Genomic DNA, 19,433 nt, shown 5'->3' on the forward strand with positions numbered 1-19,433 from the left:
ACCCTTGTGATGAGGGAGTCGGCTATTTTTTCTTCAAATGCTTGAGAATGTGTTCAACGGGTTGGGGTTCAACGGCTGCGATCAAATCGCCTGTTGCAGTCAGCCGTTCAACAATGTTCATCAGATGATAATCCTGGATGGAGACGTTGTTACGAACCTCATCCCAGGTAAGTGGAGTAGAGACAGTGGCGCCGGATTTGGCACGTGGTGTATAAGGGGCTGCAAGGGTTTTGCCACCGTAATGCTGAAGGTAGTCAAAATAAATCCGGTCTCCACGGTCCTTTTTGAGTCGTTCCAGTGTGAATAGATCCGGGTGCTTCTGAGTGACATATTTACCTACAAAATAACCGATATCCCGTAATTCATCAAAGGTTACACCTTGAATAATCGGAACGATAATCTGAACGCCTGTTGCGCCTGAAGTTTTGGGAATGGACCGCAGACCAAGGGAAGTCAGGGTTTCGCCAACGATGAGTGCAGCTTGCATGATCCGGGGTTCATGTTCCTGAGAGGGGTCCAGATCAATCATCCATTCACAGGGCAGAGTACTTCCAATTCCATGCAGGGAAGGATGAAATTCAAGTGCAGCCAGATTGCCAAGCCATAACAATTCGGGTAGTCCATTCATGACCACATAGCGGATGCCGTCATGTACTTCAGTCCGAACATAATCCGGGACGGGCTCAGGGGCATTCTTTTGATAGAAAAATGTCCCTCCTGCGCCGTGAGGATATCTTATAGTGGTGAGCAGTCGATTGCTTGTATACGTGAGCAGATACGGAGCCAGGGCGGCCAGTTTTTGCAGATAGATAGCTTTGGTGACACCCGCATCTGGCCATAACAGCTTGTCCGGGTTCGTGACCGTTAGCTCAGTGCCTTCTATTATGATGGTTCCTTGGATCTTGGGGGCCATAACAGAACACCTCCTATATGTGTAATGAATTTTTGAAACATGGGCTGAAACACGAGTGCAGCAATCTCTTCATCATGGAAGAAGCTGGTTCGCCAGGCAATCCTCGCGGGTTACATCGGCGAAGGTCTGGATACTGGGATGACGCAATGTGCGATGATGTGTCAGTTCCATATATTGAACTTTTACACCTATTCGTGGTTCCACCCAGGTAGTCTCCGCACTGCGCTCAGGTATATTATGGAATGGCCTGTTCTGCCTGATTAGAGGTTCGATCTGATGCGTAAGTTCCCGCCAAGTATTGGAATTGAGCTTGCCAGTCCCGACATGACCAATATAGACAAAATCAGGCCCATCATATACACCAATCGCGACGGCATTCACGATACCGCTCCGGTACGTGACACCCCCGATCATGGCATATACATCATGCATGATTTTGACCTTCTGCCAGCGCTGATCCTTGCCCTGAATGCCATAGCTGCTTGTTAGATCCTTGCAGACGATTCCTTCCATCTGGTGCTGTCTCATGACCGTAAGCAGGGAAGCCGCATCAAGTGTATTTGTCACCTCTTGAACGTGTGGAGCAGCGTTGAGAACCTCGTGTAACAGACGTTGTCGATCTGCCAATGGCTGATCTGTGACCCATTTCCCCTCATAGAACAGGATATCAAATACCATATAAGTAACCGGAATCTGGTGTACGGCTTGGGCGATGCCTTCGGGTCTGCTCATACGATCCCGCCGCAGAACGTGATAAAACGAAGGTTTTCCGGTATCAGGGTCCAGTGCAATCACTTCTCCATCCAGAATATATGAGGAACCAGAGCATAGATTACGTGGTGTTACCAGCTCGGGATACTGTGCGGTTCGTTCATGTAATCTGCGATTCACCAGGCGCAGCTCCTGCCCGTCCTCATAGGCAAGCATACGAACGCCATCCCACTTGACCTGGGCAATCCATTGCGGTCCTGCGGGCAAGGTATCCCGGGATATGGGTTCGAACGGAATCAACGGTTTGAACATGGAGAACTCCTTTCTCGTCCGGAGCATTAGAGAAACGAACAGCCTAAACATCATACGTCTGTTCGATCATCCCTATTTTTTAATCTAACTTGTCGGAGTAGTCGTTAGGATGCACGAATGTGGACAGTCTTATAAAAAGCAAAGCGAATTAAAAAGCCCGGGTACCCGATCTCTCTGTGATGTGGAGAAATCAGGTCCTCGGGCTTGTGTTATGAAATTATTCATAATGATAGTGTGTGTGCTAACAAAATCAATTCGCAGCTGTTAGACGTACACGGATGTTCTGTGGGTCTACCGTAAACCAGGTATCCTCCACTTGTGTAACGGCTGCGCCGGATTGACGCAATTGCTCAAGTGCCTGTTTAACATCTTCCTTTGTGGCGTAAACAATGGTGAAGTAGTCAATTCCAGTAGCGTTATCCGGATTGACAGGTGCGTGCGAACCTGCCCAAATATTGAGGCCCAGATGGTGATGATAACCGCCTGCGGAAACAAACAGCGCAGACATGTTGGCGAAGTTGCCCACGATATCGAAACCGAGTACACCGGTATAGAACTTGCGAGACTTTTCCAGGCTACGAACGTGGAAATGTACGTGACCAATGACTGTTCCAGCAGGCAGCCCCTGCCAAGGTTCATTCTCCGATAAGGCAAACAGACTTTCTACATCCACAGGATCACTTGCCATCACGTAATTATTGTCGCTATCCCGTTTCCAGGTATCTCGTGCCCGGTCAGCATAGATCTCAATTCCGTTCTGGTCGGGATCGGAGATATAGAAGGCTTCACTGACGAGGTGATCGCCTTGCCCAATCTCAATTCCGGATGTAGCCAGATTACGAAGAGCGAGCCCCAGAGACTTACGGTCAGGCAGCAGGATGGCGAAATGATACAAGCCAGCATGTGAGCGTTCAGGCAGGGTAATTCCATCCGTCAACTCTTCCAATCGCAGCAGGGACTGTTTCCCGTCGGCTGTCAATGTAGCTACTTTGCCACTCCGCTCCAGCAATTTCAAGCCAACCACATCGGTATAAAACTGGATCGAACGGTCAAGGTTCATAATTCGCAAACTCACTTCACCCAGATGGGTTGTGGCAGGGATTTGATACGTCGTATTCATGATTGTTTCCTCCTGATTATTAGATAATATGGCTAATTCTTTGATTCTTATATGAGTTGGAATTGAATTGTTGGATTGCACTTGGCTGAAGTGAAAGTGCAGGTTAACTGTATATTCATAAATAAGTTACTTTTCATAAGTTAATATAAAATATAAATTACCTTTCGTCAATCGTATTTGCAAATATAGCTGGCGTTTTATTGACAAGAATTGTTCTAAAATTTCCGTAAAACAAAAAAATCCGACTGTAAAGCCGGACCTGAGTTGAACTCATTACATGGGCATATATCGGCGTAGTTCTTGCTTGGGCGCCATTCAAACCTTTGGTTTGGGTGTGGCCTTTTTTCTTTTGGCTGGAGCAGGTGCATCGGATTCTCCCCCGGCAACAGCTTGAGCGGACGTTTTTCGTGGTGCACGTATCTTAGGCTTGGCGGTTGTTGTCCCAGGGTCCGCTGGAATGGGCTTCACAGCCTCAATGCTTGCCTGCAACGCAGCCATCAAATCCATCACATTAGCTTCAGGTTTGGCTGGAGCAATCTTGATTTCTTCGCCTGCCACTTTGTGCTGGATAAGATCCAGCAATTTGCTGCGATAGTCATCGGTGTATTTACCGGGCTCAAAAGGCGTAGACAGTTGATCAATCAGCAGCTTTGCCATCGTGAGTTCCTTCTCATTCACGTTCTGCACTTCTGGCAGGTTAGGCACCTGGGAGACAGGACGAATCTCGTCCGGATAGAAAATCGTCTCCATGGAGAGGCAATCTTCCAGCACACGTATGGCAGCGAGACTGCTCTTCGAGCGGATGGAGATTTTGGCGATGCCAATCTTGCCGGTATCTCGCATAGCGTTCATCAACAGCTGGTATGCATTACCCCCAGCCTGATCGGGCGAAAGGTAATATGTTTTCTGAAAATAGATCGGATCGATTTCGGTCAAGTCGACAAAATCCAGTATGGTAATGGTTTTGCTGGTAGAATCATTTAACGCTTCCAATTCATCTTTCTCAAAAAGTACGAACTTTCCCTTTTCATATTCATAGCCTTTGGTGATCTCTTCCCACTTCACATCCACTTCACAGGAGGGACATTGACGAACATAAGCGAGCGGACTGCCGCAGACTTTATGGATGTAGCGCATGGAGATGTCTTTGTCTTCGGTAGCCGAGAACATTTTGACAGGGACATGCACAAGGCCAAAACTGATTGCACCTTTCCAGACGGTATGCATAGGACGGCTCCTTTCGAAAGGTTGTTCAAAAATTCCGCTTTTGATTACGAATCACGCCTAGCGGCATGTTCAGCATCGAATATAAAATTCAGCCGAAATAAGCGAGAGGCTTACGAAGTATGTTTCCTTTGGAAACATTGTAGTTGCTCACGTAGTTTGCCTACGCTCCGCTGCTCCATTTCTAGCTTTATTCCATCTTCTCGGTACTGAAAACCGGAATTTTTGAACACGGATTTATATTCAATAGTATGGGCATCTGGCGCGAGGGATAATCGTTTTATGGACGAATGAATTCGTATGGTTCGGCGAGACTCGGGGATGATAACAGAAACATGCTTGAATTCCAACAGGAAGATGGGCATGGGATAGGTAGTCATTCTCGCAGGACATATGCCGGGAGGTGCAATATGAAGAACAGACGGGATGAGGAAGAAGCACACAAACATGCATTTTCTCCGTATCCTCTTGCCAAAGCCGAAAGCGCTGAAGAATTCTATACACCCGCTACAGCTGTGAATTGGGAAGCGGTCACTTCGGAAGAATTACCTCTCGACCGGGAGTCGTTCATGCTCGACATTGACCGGATGGTGAATGAAGGGTTAGGCGGGGGACAAGTTACGGAAGATAACGGTTATATTGGTGAAAGTACAACAGATAGCATGGTTCGTGAATCACATGATGATCCGGAAGGGGAGTATGAATAAAATGATGGATGTAAAGCGCGCCAAAGCAATCTATGATTCGAAGGATACCATTGCCGTTACGCTGGAAGGTGATCCGGTCTGGATCGAGAGTGTGGATGAAGCCAATGGCATGGCAACCGTTCAGGTGGGAAGTAGCCCAGGAAATACTCATACGGTACGTGTGGATCGCTTGGAGGAGTAGTGACAGGTAGCGTGCAGCCGTAGAGAAATCGTTGAATGCTGGAAGCTAAAAGATGCGTATCACATGGCCGGTACCTAGAGGTGCCGGTTTTTTTTGTTGTACCCGTTAACGAACGTTTGCCATCCGCTTGTTTCCTTCGATGTTGCGGGGGAAGAAAGGGACCGATATAATAAGGGTCAAAGTGATCTCAGGCGGCTGGACCGCCAAAGGTGGGGCGTATATTGAATCAGACGCACGAGCAGTGGGTGTATCCATCCCATGGCATTGCAGATACAGAATTGCTCGCGTCCGCACTCGCCAGACAGGCAAACGCTGGTATGGTGATTGCTCTGGATGGTGATCTGGGCGCGGGAAAAACGGCATTTTCACAGAAATTTGCCTGGCATTTGGGTGTACGTGATGTGGTGAGCAGTCCCACATTTACGTTAATTAAGGAATATGAAGGGCGTCTGCCCTTGTATCACATGGATGTATATCGCATTTCGCTGGAAGAAGCAGACGAGCTTGGACTTGATGAATATTTCTATGGCGCTGGAGTCAGTCTGGTTGAATGGTCGAGTATCATTCCCGAATTGCTGCCGCAAGAGCACTTGCATGTGCAGATTGAAACAACGGGCCTAGAGGATCGAACGATTACACTGGATGGGTACGGCGAGACTTATGCAGCCATGTGCCGACAGTTCAGACAGAATGGAGTCAAATGATGATGGAAGATTTACAAAAAGAGCCGCGTCAGCGGTTTTTGGCGTTGGATACGTCCACCGCAGTGATGGCAGCTGCGATGATGGAAGATCATGCGCTTCTGGAAGAACGCAATGAACGGGCAGAGCGTAACCATTCGGTACACGTTGTACCGGTGATGGAGCAGCTGCTGGCCGCCAGCAGCACACAGCCAGGTCAGCTGGACGGCATTGCTGTCGGCATCGGCCCAGGCTCGTACACGGGCATCCGCATTGCGGTGACCGCGGCGAAGACGCTTGCCTGGGCGTGGGACATCCCCGTAGCCGGGGTGTCCAGCCTTCAGGCCATCGCCTGGGGCGGCTGGCATAGCGGCCTTGCCGCCAAGGCGGAAGCTGCGGCAGAGGATGCCGCAGCAGGGGCTGGCGGAACGCCATCCGCGGACCAGGGCAGCACAGGTGCTGCCCCTGTCCACTGGATCGTTCCGCTTGTGGATGCACGACGCGGTCAAGCGTGCACCGCGCTGTTTGCCTCCGCCGGGAGCGATGCGCCCCGGCGTCTGGCGCCTGATGCCATCCGCAAGATGGACGGATGGCTGGAAGCCCTCGCCGACCGCATGGCGGAGGCGGCGCCGGAAGAGCGGCCCGTAGCCGTCTGGATCGTCGGCGAGACAGGCCCTCATGCTGCGGCAGCGGCGGAGCTTCGCTGCCCCGCAGGAACGGCGCTCCAGCTCGTACCTTATGAGCTGGAAGGCCGCTGGGTTGGGCGCCTTGGCGCCGCCGCGCTGCTTGCAGGTCAGCGTGATGACGTGCATGCGCTCGTGCCGAACTACACCCAGCTGTCTGAAGCGGAAGCCAATCTGCTGCGCAAAGGCTAAAAGAGGTTGTTCAAAAAGTCCGCTTTTGATTACGAAGGATGCCTGGTGGCATCATCAGCATCGAATATGGAATTCAGCCGAAATGTCCGTTGCTCACGTAGTTTTCCCTACGCTCCGCTACTCCATTTCTAGCTTCATCCCATCTTCTCGGTACTGAAAACCGGTCTTTTTGAACATGCACTAAAGGGGGGGAAGCAGATGGACAACGTGGCGAATAACAAGCAGGAAGCAGCGCTTCAGTTCAGGTTCATGACACTCGCGGATATTCCTGATGTGATGGAGATTGAACATGAGGCCTTTACCCTGCCCTGGACGGAAGAAGCATTTCAAAATGAATTGACACACAATCATTTTGCGAAATATATGGTGATGGAATTGGAAGGCAAGGCCATTGGCTATGCAGGTATGTGGACGATCATGGATGAAGCCCATATTACCAATATTGCAGTCAGAGGCGCGTATCGTGGACGCAAGCTTGGTGAAAAGTTACTGGACGAATTAATGAGCACAGCGGCGTATCTCGGGATGGAACGAATGACGCTGGAGGTCAGAGTCTCGAACAGCATTGCCCAGCGTTTATATCAGAAAAAAGGGTTTGAATCGGCGGGTCTTCGTAAAGGGTATTACTCCGATAATGGGGAAGATGCGATGATTATGTGGGCGAACTTGCCGTCTGCAGGCCGGAGCGGCGAAGAGGAAGGAAGCGTACTGGATTCATGAACGAACTCAATGAAAAAATAAATTTTGCCCCATCCTACATTTTGGCGGTGGAGACAAGCTGTGATGAAACATCGGTAGCGGTAGTCAAGGATGGACGGGAAGTGCTGTCCAATCTGATCTCAAGTCAGATCGAGACGCATAAGGCATTCGGTGGCGTTGTACCTGAAGTGGCTTCACGCAAGCATGTTGAAGTCATTACACTGATGCTGGAACAGGCGATAGAGCAGTCGGGCATTCGTCCACGTGATCTGAGTGCGATTGCCGTGACGCAAGGCCCGGGACTGGTCGGGGCATTGCTGGTAGGAATCGTGGCGGCCAAAACGATGGCGATGGCACTGGGCAAACCGCTTATTGGCACACATCATATTGCCGGGCATATCTATGCCAACCGACTTACTCATGAACTGAAATATCCGGCGATGGCACTGGTCGTATCCGGTGGGCATACGGAACTCGTGCATATGGAATCCGAGGGCAAGTTCAAACTGATTGGTCGTACGCGTGATGATGCTGTAGGCGAGGCGTATGATAAAGTAGCACGTGCATTGGGCTGTCCTTATCCGGGAGGCCCGCATGTGGATCGGATGGCGTCTGAAGCGGAGGATGTAGTGCCATTACCACGGGTATGGCTGGAAGCAGGTTCGTACGATTTCAGTCTCAGTGGTCTGAAGTCTGCTGTACTGAATGCGCTCAATCAGGCTAAAATGCGCGGAGAAACCTTGGAGCCGTCTGCGGTTGCACGTGGTTTTCAGGAAGCTGTTGTTGAAGTGCTGGTGGAGAAAGCTGTAAGAGCGGTGCGTGAGTATGGTTCACGACAATTGCTGTTGTGTGGTGGTGTTGCGGCAAATCGCGGATTGCGCTCTGCATTGCAGGAGCGATGCACGAAGGAAGGGCTTGAGTTGTTAATCCCGCCAATGGAATATTGTACGGATAATGCGGCCATGATTGGAGCGGCTGCGTATTTGAAATGGCAGCGGGGAGAAATCTCGGAATTTGATGCCAAGGCAGATCCAGGACTTTCCTTGGAGGAATGGTCCGTTCAGTCCGTATAGGCAAGCAGTTTGAAATTAAGAGTTGACAGCAGGGATGTAAAGAATGTATATTTAGTTACAAATTTAAACAGGAATTCAGATTCCTGAAATGATAAACGCAATGAACAGGAACAGTAAGGTCATTCCCGGTCTTAGAGAGCTGCGGTGTGGTGCAACGCAGTCGAAGGAAACCTGAAACTCACCTGGAAGCGGAACGATGGAACACGGTGACTCCCTGGGAGAATCCGAAGGCCGATCATGGCCCAAAGTACATGGTTACGGGTTGCCTCCGTGAATGGGCCGTTGTCGGTAGGACCGTTATTACAAGGATCGACTGACGATAACTGAGGGGGCTTTCAGGCTGCTTCAAGTGATCCGGATATGCGAAAGCATTCAGGGGTTGTCTTGAATGAACAGGAAGGAAGTCAACAAGAGTGGTACCGCGAAGGTGAACAGCCTGTCGTCTCTTGCATTATTGCATGAGGTGACAGGCTTTTTTTGATTTTCAAAATAAGGATGAATGAAGTTAGGTCATATTATAAATGTGATGAACGGGAGCAGTAGAACGATAAAGCGCTCAGAGAGCTGCGGGTTGGTGCGACGCAGTGGCTGGAATCCTTCGAATCTCGCCCGGGAACGGAGTTGTGGAAGCGTGGGGACGATATCGATCGTCCAGTTGTCCTGATGGACAACGACATGTGTTACACAGCAACGGTTAACCCCCGTTATAGGGTGTTTCTCCGAATTCCAGTGATGTCGTGCGTGCACGCACATCCAGCGGATCTCGGAGACGACGAGGTGGATGGAGTCCGGCGCAAGCTTGGCCCATCAAGCGAGAGTGGTACCGCGGAGGGGATAATAACCCGCCGTCTCTTATATGAGATGGCGGGTTATTTGTGTTTGCTGCCGGCAGCAGGGTGGGCAAGGGAATGAACCATATGGAGATTAAAAGTCGGAAGGTCAGGGTGTAAGTCGACGTACACTCTGTTGTGGTGAGGAACAGGATGAACATTTTACAATTTGATGGAGGTTGATGAATATGACAACGACTAATAACAAACGCAGGATTGAAATTTTTGATACAACGCTGCGTGATGGAGAACAGGCACCGGGAGCAAGTCTGCAACCCGAGCAAAAGATCGAACTGGCGCACCAACTGGCTTCTCTGGGTATCGACGTCATTGAGCCTGGATTCCCGATCTCCAGTCCGGGTGAGTTCGCGGCGGTTCAGGCGATTTCGAGACAGTTGCAGAATGTGGAGATCTGTGGATTCGCACGTGCAGTCAAAGGCGATATTGATGCAGCCGTTCAAGCTACAGCAGATGCAGCACGACGTCGAATTCACCTGTTTATCTCTTCTTCGGATATTCATATTGAGCATCAGCTGCGTCGTCCGCGCAGTGAAGTGGTGGCTACAGCCCGTGAGATGGTGTCTTATGCACGACAGTTCACGGACATTGTAGAGTTCACCGCGATGGATGCGGCTCGGACAAAGATGGATGATCTGATCGAGATGGTTGAAGTAGCGATTGAAGCAGGGGCCAGCATTATCAATCTGCCGGATACCGTGGGTTATGCTCTGCCACATGAGTATGGAGAGATGTTCCGCCGGGTACGTGAGGGTGCAAGAGGCGGCGAACAGGTTCGCTATAGTGCCCACTGTCATAATGATCTGGGCCTGGCCGTAGCGAATAGCCTGGCTGCCATCGCCAATGGTGCTTCGCAGATTGAAGTGACCATTAATGGTATCGGAGAGCGGACAGGGAACTGTGCGCTGGAAGAACTGATCATGGCGCTGGAGACTCGGGGAGATGCGATTGGGGCGACATCGCACATTAAGCTGAATCAACTGTATGAGACCTCTCGTCAGATCAGCCGGGCAATGCACTTTCCGATTGCTTACAACAAGCCGGTGGTAGGGCGTAATGCATTCCAGCATGAATCCGGCATCCATCAGGATGGTTTGCTGAAGAATCGGAACACCTATGAGATTATGGACCCGGAAGCGCTGGGTATTCCGCGCAGCATGATTATTCTGGGCAAACACTCCGGTCGTCATGCCCTGAAGGATCGGGTTCGCAAATACGGTTTTGAGCCGGATGAGCAGCAGATGGAGCAGTTGTATGAGGTGTTCAAAGAAACCGCAGACCAGCAAAAAGTGGTCAGTGACGACCAGTTATTGCAGATGGTTAGCCAGACCATGAATATTCCTGCACAGGATTACGAGCTGGTTGAATTGCAGGTGACGGCGGGCAGCATGACGGATCGAATGGCCGCCGTTCGCATTCGCACAAGCGCTGGTGAACAATCCTACTCCGCTGTTGGCGGGGGACCTGTGGATGCGACCATTCGTGCGATTGGTCAGAGCATTTCGGATGATATTGCATTTGTCGATATGGAGATGCATGCCTTGAGTGGCGGAGAGGGTGCAAGCGCAGAGGCGGTAGTTACCGTGGAGCGTGCAGGACGTGAGTTCCGTGGAACGGCAACACATAATGATATCGTCATGGCTGCCGGTTTGGCTTATGTAGCGGCTTGTAATGCTGCTGGGCTGAAGGCGGAGTCTTCTGAACATCATGAACAAGCACATGCGTAGATCATCTTGGTCAGATCGCATTTGCAGCAGCAATAGTAGCGATCGCGATTCGATGTAATCTGCATTGCATGAAGTGAGTAAACAACGGGCAGGCCTTGAACTATAGGGGCCTGCTTTTGTCTTTTTATGGAGGAACAATGAGGAGAGGGGGAATGCATTTGTCAAGGTGTGACTATAGTTATCCACATATCCAGTGTAAATTGTGGGTAACTGCCGCAAAGTCAAACCAGTGATGTTTTCGAAACGAAAAGGATTTAGGGGATAGAATGGCTCCTTACTATCCACAAAGTTGTGGATAATGTGGATAACTTGGTGGATAAATATGGTTTTTGTGTGAAAAAGTCTATTCTACCGCTGTATAATTAAGCTTATTAATGTGCTTACTATCTTGCTTTGCTGTGGATAAATACGAGGGGGAGGCATATAAAAATATTTCTCCTCATTCGAGTGAATTTGACAAAAGCGAAAACATGTCCCCCAACCTCCGTATGTTAGAGTTTCAATCTCAAGGAACATAAAGAACATAAGGGACATGGCTTCAATATATTCAACCTCGACAAAAAAGCTGATCCCAAAAAGGAATCAGCTGGTGGTATGGCTATGCTTGTCAGGACAGACTCAGCCATGGCTTAGCCCATACTACTCCATGGCTAGTTCTTCCCATTCTTCGTATGCCTTGGTGAGTTGTGTCTTGTGTTCCTCCGACTGTTGCTGGAGTTCTTGCAGCTTCATATAATCCTGATAGATTTCAGGCAGGGCCATCTGTGCCTCGAGTTCTGTAATTTTCGTTTCCAGCTCTGCAATCTGTTGTTCCAAAGCTTCTTGCTTGCGTTGCCGGTTACGCTCTTCACGTTTCGCCTGTTTTTCCGCTTCGAATGAAGCCGCTCCGGATTTTTCGGTTGTGGCTGTACTTGAATCCAATTTGGACGAGTTCTTGGACGAAGCCTGGCGTGCTTCGGCAGCTTCCCGTGCGATGTCTTCAAGTTCCTGTTTTTTCTCCACATAATCATCATAATTACCGAGATAGTGTTCCGTTCCGCCCGGATGAAGCTCGACAATCCGCTCAGCCATTTTGTTGAGGAAGTACCGGTCATGGGAGATGAACAGCAGGGTGCCTTCATAATCCATTAATGCCGCTTCCAGCACTTCTTTGGCAAACAGGTCGAGATGGTTCGTAGGCTCATCAAGGATGAGCATGTTGGCTTCCTTCAGCATCAGCTTCGAGAGAGAGACACGTGCTTTCTCACCACCGCTGAGGGAGGAGATCTTCTTGAGCACATCGTCACCGCTGAACAAAAAGTTCCCCAGTACGGTCCGAATGCGTGCTTCTTCCATTCCGGGATAGGCACTCCACAGTTCTTCCAGAACCGTGTTGGACGGATTGAGCCCAGTCTGCTCCTGATCATAATAGCCAATCTGCACTTTCGTTCCCCATTGGATCTCCCCGGTTACCGGACGTAAACTTCCGGTAAGGCACTTCAGCATGGTGGATTTACCAATACCGTTTGGACCAATCAGGGCAACCGTTTCCCCGCGCCGCAGATCGAAGGATACATTGCGGAACAATGGAGAAGCCTCGTCATAAGCGACGGACAGCTGATCCACACGAAGCACTTCTTTACCTGACATGACGGCGGTTTCGAAGGAAAAGTGGGCTTTTTTCAAATCGCCCATCGGTTTATCGAGTCGCTCCATCTTGTCGAGGGCCTTGCGGCGACTTTGAGCCCGTTTGGTCGTCGAAGCACGTACAATGTTTTTCTGAACAAATTCTTCCATCTTGGAGATTTCGCCTTGCTGTTTCTCATATTGCTTCATCTGAGTTTCATACTCTGCAGCTTTGAGTTCCATATAACGGCTGTAATTGCCCGTATATTTTTTGGAGCGGTGACGTTCGATCTCAACGATGGTCGTGACAAGCCGATCAAGGAAGTACCGGTCATGAGATACCACGAGCAGTGCACCTGAATACCCTCTTAGATAATCTTCAAGCCATGTGAGAGTGGCAATATCGAGATAGTTGGTAGGCTCGTCCAGCATGAGCAGATCAGGTGCCTGAAGCAAAATGCGAGCAAGCGCAAGGCGTGTCTTCTGCCCGCCGCTCAGAGTAGCAATAGGGGTGTCTGGCGAGAATTCGCCGAATCCCATTCCGTGCAGAACGCTGCGAATACGGGTTTCCATCTCATAACCGCCATGGTCCTTGAACCAATCGGAGCGTTTCGCATAACGTTCCAGCAGGTCCGCGTACTTTTTCTCATCTTCCATCTGGGCAGGGTCGGCAATATCGCGCTCCATCTGACGCAAATCAGCTTCAGCCTGTGTCAGGTGAGCGAAGACGTTCATCATTTCTTCCCAGATGCTGCGATCAGATTGCAGCCCGCTGTTCTGAGCCAGGTAACCAAGCGTGGTTTCTTTGGATTTGAAAATCTGTCCTCCGTCATAGGACATTTCACCGGCTACAATTTTGAGCAAAGTGGATTTTCCTGCACCGTTTACACCAACGAGGCCGATGCGCTCGCGTTCTAATATTTGTAAGTTCACGCCGTCCAGGATTGGATCGACACCAAAACGTTTGATAATTCCGGATACTTGCAGCAGCATAAAATTAAGTTCCTCCATAGGTCCAGTTCTTGATATGACAACTATATCCCAGTTTACATGAAATAGAGAGCAATTGCACCGATTGGGAACGCATGGGGCATGTAGTCTTTTTGAGCAATCAATGATAAACTGAAAGAAGGCATGTTATTACATGAGGATTTTGCAGAAAATGAATCATTTTAACCATTTCAACAAGATGACACCTGGTCATAACATATACATTGTTTTTCAATGAAAGCTTTTTTCTACCTTCCCTATCAACAGGAGGTTATTCAAGGATATGCAGGATCATGCGGAACTGAAAAGCCAGCTTCGATCCAGACTGAGACAGAGCCGTGATCTGATGGATGCGAGCATGCGTCAGCAGGCGATGACTAAGATTAATGCCGGAATGAAGCGGGAGCTGGAGCGCCTTAGACAGGCCAAAGGCAAGGACGTGAACAGACCACTCGTCATATTCAGTTATTGGTCCTATGGAAGCGAGGCATCCACAGCTTTTCTGTTTCAAGAGGGCTGGAGCCATGGAGATGTGATGTTAGCACCGAAAGTTTTGGCGAATCCACCTCGAATGGAACTGCGGCAAGTAACCGGAGAACACGATCTGAAGCCAGGCATATGGGGCATACCGGAACCCAAGGATTCCTGTGAAGTTCTGTCAGCTGAAGATTGGCCGGATATCGATCTCGTCTTGGTACCGGGACTTGGTTATGACCTTCATGGAGGACGCATTGGTTATGGTGGCGGTTATTATGATCGTTTTGCCGAGACGCTTGCAGCACAATGTGCGATGACGGAGCAGAAACCGTTGATGGCTGCGATGGTATTACCGGGTCAGCTACAGGATGAGATTCCGATGGACCTGCTCGATCTGCGGATTGATCTGTTGATAACAACCGAAGGTATATTACATATCGAATAAAGGGTTGTGATGTGATTGAGTTCAGAAGCGAACAACGGCCAGCCTTCCGGTGGCAAACTGACCCACTTTAATGAACAGGGGCGGGCCCGAATGGTTGATATTTCGGGTAAGGAAATTACTGTGCGTACGGCTGTGGCTGTAACGAAAGTGACGATGAACCCGGATACACTGGAAGCGATTCGGGAGGGCCGGATCGGCAAAGGTGACGTTCTGGCTGTGGCTCAGATTGCCGGAATTCAAGGCGCGAAGAAAACGTCGGACTGGATTCCAATGTGCCATCCTTTGGCATTGACGGGTGTGGATATTCGTTTTCATGATAACGGTGTGGATGAATTACACATTGAAGTTACTGTCAAAACCGAAGGCAAAACGGGTGTGGAGATGGAGGCACTCACAGCGGCTTCGGCTGCGGCACTGACGGTCTATGACATGTGCAAGGCGATGCAAAAAGATATGATTATCGGTCCAACCATGCTGAATTCCAAAAGTGGTGGCAAAAACGGCGATTACAGCCGATAAGCAATATTTATTTTCATAGAGGAGAAGGGTGATCTTTATGGTGTGGAGAACAGCAATCCTGACAGCCAGCGACAAAGGAGCCCGCGGGGAACGTGAGGATACGAGTGCACAAGTCATTCGGGAACTGGTGGAAGAAGAGCTGGGTGGTCAAATCGTGGAGTACCGCATCGTTCCAGATGAACCCGATGAGATTATTGCGGCTTTGATTGAGATGACGGATTATTTTCACGCCGATCTGGTGCTGACTACCGGTGGCACGGAGCTGGCCATTCGTGATATTACTCCAGAGGCAACCCGGCGCGTGATTGAACGGGAAGTTCCCGGGATGGCAGAGGCCATGCGGTACAGTGTAATGGGCAAAAACCGTTCTGCAATGCTGTTCCGTGGTGTGTGTGGCATTCGTGGACGCACACTGATCGTCAATCTGCCAGGTACACCTAAGGGTGTGCATGAACATCTGGCTGCTATTATGGACCAGCTTCCGGAAGCTTTATTGATGGTTACGGGTCAGTTCAAGCAATAAGCGGGTACAGAGTCTTGGGCAAGATATCCGATTAGACATAAACCGTTGTTGGTTGTTAAGGTGATATCTCTTATTTGTGAATATTGCGGGTTATGTAAGTGGTTACATCTGTGGTATGATGGGCTTAAATTAAGAACGCAGCAGAGACATCTATGAACATATGGCCGAATATGCGCATCTTTGAAGCTTGAGACGAGGAGGAATATCAATGTTTAGTTCCATTGGACCAACGGGTTTTATTTTGCTGGCCGTGATTGCATTGTTGTTGTTTGGACCCAACAAACTTCCGGAACTGGGACGTGCAGTTGGGCGTACCTTCCGTGAATTCAAAGAGGGCGCTCGCGACATTATCTCGGATGATGACTCGTCCAATCGCAAAGAGCAGGAGAAGGCGAAACCGCTGGCAGCTGAGAGCACACCTGCAGACAAGCCTGCTGATAAACGCCTGCCGGAATAATCTTGACGGCAATGAAAGAGAAATCCCTTCCTGCCGGAAGGGTTTTGTATTTTAAGCTGGCAATAATGGGGGGCAGGCATGACGCAGCAAATGGAAGAAATGTCGATTACGGAACATCTGAGCGAGCTGCGGAAGCGGCTGATTTATGTATTAAGCATTTTTGTGCTGGGACTGATTGCAGGATTTTTTGTGGCGGACCCGGTATACCAATACCTGACCAAGGCAGAGTCGGCAAAAGGTTTTGTATTGCATGCTTTCTCGTTCTGGGACGGGATTGGCATCTACATGAAGATTGCAGGACTGTTTTCACTTATTATTACACTGCCGTTTACGGTGTATCAGATCTGGAAGTTTGTTAGTCCAGGGCTAAAACCGCGCGAACGAAAAGCAACGCTGAAGTATGTGCCCTATGTCTTTCTCTTATTTCTGACAGGTATGTCTTTCTCGTATTATGTTATATTTCCGATGGCACTCGCCTTCACGACAGCGATTACGGAGAAGATGGGGCTTGTGGAGACCTACGGGATGAAGCAGTATTTCAGCTTCCTGTTTGGCATTGTGTTGCCTGTGTCCCTGTTATTTGAGCTTCCTTTACTTATTATGTTTCTGACAGGACTGCGGATTCTGAATCCAATTCGTCTTCGCAAAATGCGCAGAGTCTCTTATTTTGTTCTGATCTTCATTGCAGTGGTTATTACACCTCCAGACTTTATTTCTGATCTGCTGGTGATGATTCCCTTACTCCTGTTATATGAGATCAGTGTGTTATTGTCCGCAATCGTATACCGCAAGCAACTTGCTGCCGATGAAGAGATCGAATCCCGCTACGTTCGTGCCGAGGATAAGAAACATGCGGGCTGAATGAGGATGATCTGTAATGTGCCCGGAAAAGACGGTCTGTTCTTATCCGGGCTATTGCTGTAGACTGCCGACCAACACGACAGGACAAGCAGGCATATTATGTTCAACAATGGATACAATGGGAAAGGGACTTCCTGATAACGTTGCAGAAGGGCTAAACAATTTCGTAGAATAAGATTAGTGAATTGCAACATATAACCAGGCACAGCGGGTGTTATTTGGTTGTGTTCGTGTAAATTCAACGTAAATTCTCGCAAGAATTCGTCAAAAGGACTTGAAATCATGCTTCAAGTTGAGTATCATAAAGTTGGTTGTTAGCACTGAACACTGTCGAGTGCTAATACATATGGCTACAACCTACAATGTAACGTTATATAATTTCAAAAGGAGGCTATTTTTCATGATCAGACCTTTAGGTGAACGCGTATTGGTAGAACCACTGGAGCAAGAACAAACAACTTCTTTCGGGATCGTACTCCCGGACTCCGCCAAAGAAAAACCGCAAGAGGGTAGAATCATTGCAGTTGGCGCAGGAGTATTGAAAGACGGCGTACGTGTGGCTCTGGAAGTGAAAGAAGGAGATCGCGTTATTTTCTCCAAATATGCCGGTACAGAAATCAAATTCGAAGGTAAAGAATATTTGATTATGAAAGAAAGCGATATTCACGCGATTCTCGACTAATTCAAATTTAATCGGATAACCGAACCATATAGCAATACCATTTTCCAACAAAAACTAGGGAGGTTTTCTTAACATGGCTAAAGACATTAAATTCAGTGAAGACGCTCGTCGCTCCATGCTTCGTGGTGTGGATGCATTGGCTAACGCAGTAAAAGTAACACTCGGTCCTAAAGGCCGTAACGTGGTTTTGGAGAAAAAATTCGGAAGCCCGCTCATCACTAACGATGGTGTAACCATTGCTAAAGAAATCGAACTGGAAGATGCATTCGAGAACATGGGTGCACAACTGGTTAAAGAAGTAGCAACGAAAACCAACGATGTTGCCGGTGACGGTACTACAACAGCAACTGTATTGGCGCAAGCGCTGATCACAGAAGGTCTGAAAAACGTAACTGCAGGCGCTAGCCCAATCGGTATCCGTAAAGGGATCGACAAAGCGGTTAAAGCTGCGGTTGCTGAATTGCAATCCATCTCCAAACCAATCGATTCCAAACAATCCATCGCACAAGTTGCAGCAATCTCTGCAGCTGACGAAGAAGTAGGCGAACTGATCGCTGAAGCTATGGAAAAAGTAGGTAAAGATGGCGTAATCACAGTAGAAGAATCCAAAGGATTCGCGACAGAGCTTGAAGTGGTTGAAGGTATGCAATTCGACCGTGGATACATCTCTCCTTACATGATTACAGATACGGACAAAATGGAAGCTGTTTTGGACAATCCGTACATCTTGATCACAGACAAAAAAATCTCCAGCACGCAAGACATCTTGCCATTGCTTGAGAAAATCGTTCAACAAGGCAAACCGCTGGTATTGATCGCTGAAGATATCGAAGGCGAAGCACTGGCTATGCTGGTTGTGAACAAATTGCGTGGTACATTCAATGCTGTAGCTGTTAAAGCTCCAGGATTCGGTGACCGTCGTAAAGCGATGCTGCAAGACATCGCTGCCCTTACTGGTGGCCAATTGATCACGGAAGAACTGGGTCTGGACCTGAAATCCGCTGTTGTGGAACAACTGGGTACAGCTCGTCAAATCCGTGTAACGAAAGAAAACACAATCATCGTTGACGGTGCTGGTAACAAATCCGATATCGATGCACGTGTTAGCCAAATCCGTACGCAACTGGAAGAAACAACTTCCGAGTTCGACAAAGAGAAACTGCAAGAGCGTTTGGCTAAATTGTCCGGCGGTGTAGCAGTAATCAAAGTTGGTGCGGCTACTGAAACAGAATTGAAAGAACGCAAACTTCGCATCGAAGATGCCCTGAACGCAACTCGCGCTGCGGTTGAAGAAGGTATCGTATCCGGTGGTGGTACAGCGCTCATGAACGTATATAACGCGGTTGCAGCTGTAAGTCTGTCGGGTGACGAGCAAACAGGCGTAAACATCGTCCTGCGCGCTTTGGAAGCACCAATCCGCACAATCGCAGCTAACGCTGGCGAAGAAGGTTCCGTAATCGTGGAACGTCTGAAAAAAGAACAAACAGGAATCGGCTTCAACGCTGCAACTGGCGAGTGGGTTAACATGATTGAAGCAGGTATTGTTGACCCTGCGAAAGTAACTCGTTATGCATTGCAAAACGCTGCTTCCGTAGCGGCAATGTTCCTGACTACTGAAGCAGTTATCGCTGACAAACCAGAACCTGCAGGTTCTGGTGGCGGAATGCCTGACATGGGCGGTATGGGTGGAATGGGCGGCATGATGTAATAAAGGTGTAAAAACCTTTGTAATGCCGATTAGATGAAAGGCTCCCGAGAGGGAGTCTTTTTTTATATAATTAGGTAGGGTGCTCTGAATAGGAAG

Annotated in this window: 19 protein-coding genes and 1 other annotated feature; of the genes, 14 read left to right on the top strand and 5 right to left on the bottom strand. The window is 49.0% G+C overall.

Translation table 11 applies throughout. From position 1 onward, the window contains the following. Positions 1 to 22 precede the first annotated feature (22 nt). The 4 genes from ligD to ku all read right to left on the bottom strand — a co-directional run bounded on the left by ligD (position 23) and on the right by ku (position 4,283). Entirely contained in the window at positions 23 to 913 is an 891-nt protein-coding gene (gene ligD, locus AC1S8V_RS06760) for a non-homologous end-joining DNA ligase (protein ID WP_482072980.1), read from the bottom strand. A gap of 72 nt (positions 914 to 985) precedes the next feature. Then, positions 986 to 1,936 carry an ATP-dependent DNA ligase gene (locus AC1S8V_RS06765; RefSeq protein WP_482072981.1) on the bottom strand — a complete coding sequence of 317 codons (951 nt, stop codon included), beginning with the start codon at positions 1,934 to 1,936 and terminating at the stop codon, positions 986 to 988. A gap of 250 nt (positions 1,937 to 2,186) precedes the next feature. Further along, a complete protein-coding gene (locus AC1S8V_RS06770) occupies positions 2,187 to 3,056 on the bottom strand; it encodes a VOC family protein (protein WP_482072982.1) in 870 nt (289 codons plus the stop codon). A gap of 315 nt (positions 3,057 to 3,371) precedes the next feature. Beyond that, positions 3,372 to 4,283 (bottom strand): non-homologous end joining protein Ku, encoded by a 912-nt coding sequence (ku, locus tag AC1S8V_RS06775; RefSeq protein WP_482072983.1) that lies wholly within the window; start codon positions 4,281 to 4,283, stop codon positions 3,372 to 3,374. Between the two features lie 407 nt (positions 4,284 to 4,690). Between ku and AC1S8V_RS06780 the strand changes: the two genes are divergently transcribed. The 7 genes from AC1S8V_RS06780 to AC1S8V_RS06810 all read left to right on the top strand — a co-directional run bounded on the left by AC1S8V_RS06780 (position 4,691) and on the right by AC1S8V_RS06810 (position 11,070). Beyond that, complete coding sequence (locus AC1S8V_RS06780; protein ID WP_076209630.1) at positions 4,691 to 4,987, top strand: hypothetical protein; 297 nt, start codon at positions 4,691 to 4,693, stop codon at positions 4,985 to 4,987. Between the two features lie 4 nt (positions 4,988 to 4,991). Next, positions 4,992 to 5,168, top strand: a complete 177-nt coding sequence (locus tag AC1S8V_RS06785; RefSeq protein WP_482074414.1) for an H-type small acid-soluble spore protein — start codon at positions 4,992 to 4,994, stop codon at positions 5,166 to 5,168. 221 nt (positions 5,169 to 5,389) lie between these two features. Beyond that, positions 5,390 to 5,872 (top strand): tRNA (adenosine(37)-N6)-threonylcarbamoyltransferase complex ATPase subunit type 1 TsaE, encoded by a 483-nt coding sequence (tsaE, locus tag AC1S8V_RS06790; protein WP_482072984.1) that lies wholly within the window; start codon positions 5,390 to 5,392, stop codon positions 5,870 to 5,872. Between the two features lie 2 nt (positions 5,873 to 5,874). Then, the gene (gene tsaB, locus AC1S8V_RS06795; RefSeq protein WP_482074415.1) at positions 5,875 to 6,723 is read left to right on the top strand and encodes a tRNA (adenosine(37)-N6)-threonylcarbamoyltransferase complex dimerization subunit type 1 TsaB; all 849 of its coding nucleotides are present in this window, start codon (positions 5,875 to 5,877) and stop codon (positions 6,721 to 6,723) included. A gap of 198 nt (positions 6,724 to 6,921) precedes the next feature. Next, entirely contained in the window at positions 6,922 to 7,443 is a 522-nt protein-coding gene (rimI, locus tag AC1S8V_RS06800) for a ribosomal protein S18-alanine N-acetyltransferase (protein ID WP_062833068.1), read from the top strand. Beyond that, positions 7,440 to 8,495 (top strand): tRNA (adenosine(37)-N6)-threonylcarbamoyltransferase complex transferase subunit TsaD, encoded by a 1,056-nt coding sequence (tsaD, locus tag AC1S8V_RS06805; protein WP_482072985.1) that lies wholly within the window; start codon positions 7,440 to 7,442, stop codon positions 8,493 to 8,495. Before rimI ends, tsaD begins: the two co-directional genes overlap by 4 nt. 517 nt (positions 8,496 to 9,012) lie before the next feature. After that, positions 9,013 to 9,351, top strand: a binding site (T-box leader). 162 nt (positions 9,352 to 9,513) lie between these two features. Next, positions 9,514 to 11,070, top strand: a complete 1,557-nt coding sequence (locus AC1S8V_RS06810; protein ID WP_482072986.1) for a 2-isopropylmalate synthase — start codon at positions 9,514 to 9,516, stop codon at positions 11,068 to 11,070. A gap of 639 nt (positions 11,071 to 11,709) precedes the next feature. Here the strand turns inward: AC1S8V_RS06810 and AC1S8V_RS06815 are convergent. Then, complete coding sequence (locus AC1S8V_RS06815) at positions 11,710 to 13,668, bottom strand: ABC-F family ATP-binding cassette domain-containing protein (protein WP_482074416.1); 1,959 nt, start codon at positions 13,666 to 13,668, stop codon at positions 11,710 to 11,712. A gap of 280 nt (positions 13,669 to 13,948) precedes the next feature. On the opposite strand from AC1S8V_RS06815, the gene AC1S8V_RS06820 reads away from it, so the two are divergent. The 7 genes from AC1S8V_RS06820 to groL all read left to right on the top strand — a co-directional run bounded on the left by AC1S8V_RS06820 (position 13,949) and on the right by groL (position 19,337). Next, positions 13,949 to 14,587, top strand: a complete 639-nt coding sequence (locus AC1S8V_RS06820) for a 5-formyltetrahydrofolate cyclo-ligase (protein WP_482072987.1) — start codon at positions 13,949 to 13,951, stop codon at positions 14,585 to 14,587. A 15-nt stretch (positions 14,588 to 14,602) separates the two neighbouring features. Continuing rightward, positions 14,603 to 15,106, top strand: coding sequence for a cyclic pyranopterin monophosphate synthase MoaC (gene moaC / locus AC1S8V_RS06825; protein WP_339307274.1), 504 nt, complete (start codon positions 14,603 to 14,605; stop codon positions 15,104 to 15,106). A 37-nt stretch (positions 15,107 to 15,143) separates the two neighbouring features. Continuing rightward, positions 15,144 to 15,629, top strand: a complete 486-nt coding sequence (locus AC1S8V_RS06830) for a MogA/MoaB family molybdenum cofactor biosynthesis protein (protein WP_215078340.1) — start codon at positions 15,144 to 15,146, stop codon at positions 15,627 to 15,629. Positions 15,630 to 15,837: 208 nt separating this feature from the next. After that, complete coding sequence (tatA, locus tag AC1S8V_RS06835) at positions 15,838 to 16,086, top strand: twin-arginine translocase TatA/TatE family subunit (RefSeq protein WP_336759396.1); 249 nt, start codon at positions 15,838 to 15,840, stop codon at positions 16,084 to 16,086. 78 nt (positions 16,087 to 16,164) lie between these two features. Beyond that, positions 16,165 to 16,947 (top strand): twin-arginine translocase subunit TatC, encoded by a 783-nt coding sequence (gene tatC, locus AC1S8V_RS06840; RefSeq protein ID WP_482072988.1) that lies wholly within the window; start codon positions 16,165 to 16,167, stop codon positions 16,945 to 16,947. Between the two features lie 400 nt (positions 16,948 to 17,347). After that, positions 17,348 to 17,629 carry a co-chaperone GroES gene (gene groES, locus AC1S8V_RS06845; protein WP_017690077.1) on the top strand — a complete coding sequence of 94 codons (282 nt, stop codon included), beginning with the start codon at positions 17,348 to 17,350 and terminating at the stop codon, positions 17,627 to 17,629. Between the two features lie 73 nt (positions 17,630 to 17,702). After that, positions 17,703 to 19,337, top strand: coding sequence for a chaperonin GroEL (groL, locus tag AC1S8V_RS06850; protein WP_482072989.1), 1,635 nt, complete (start codon positions 17,703 to 17,705; stop codon positions 19,335 to 19,337). Positions 19,338 to 19,433 lie beyond the last annotated feature (96 nt).

Source organism: Paenibacillus sp. B46(2026), assembly GCF_056786355.1.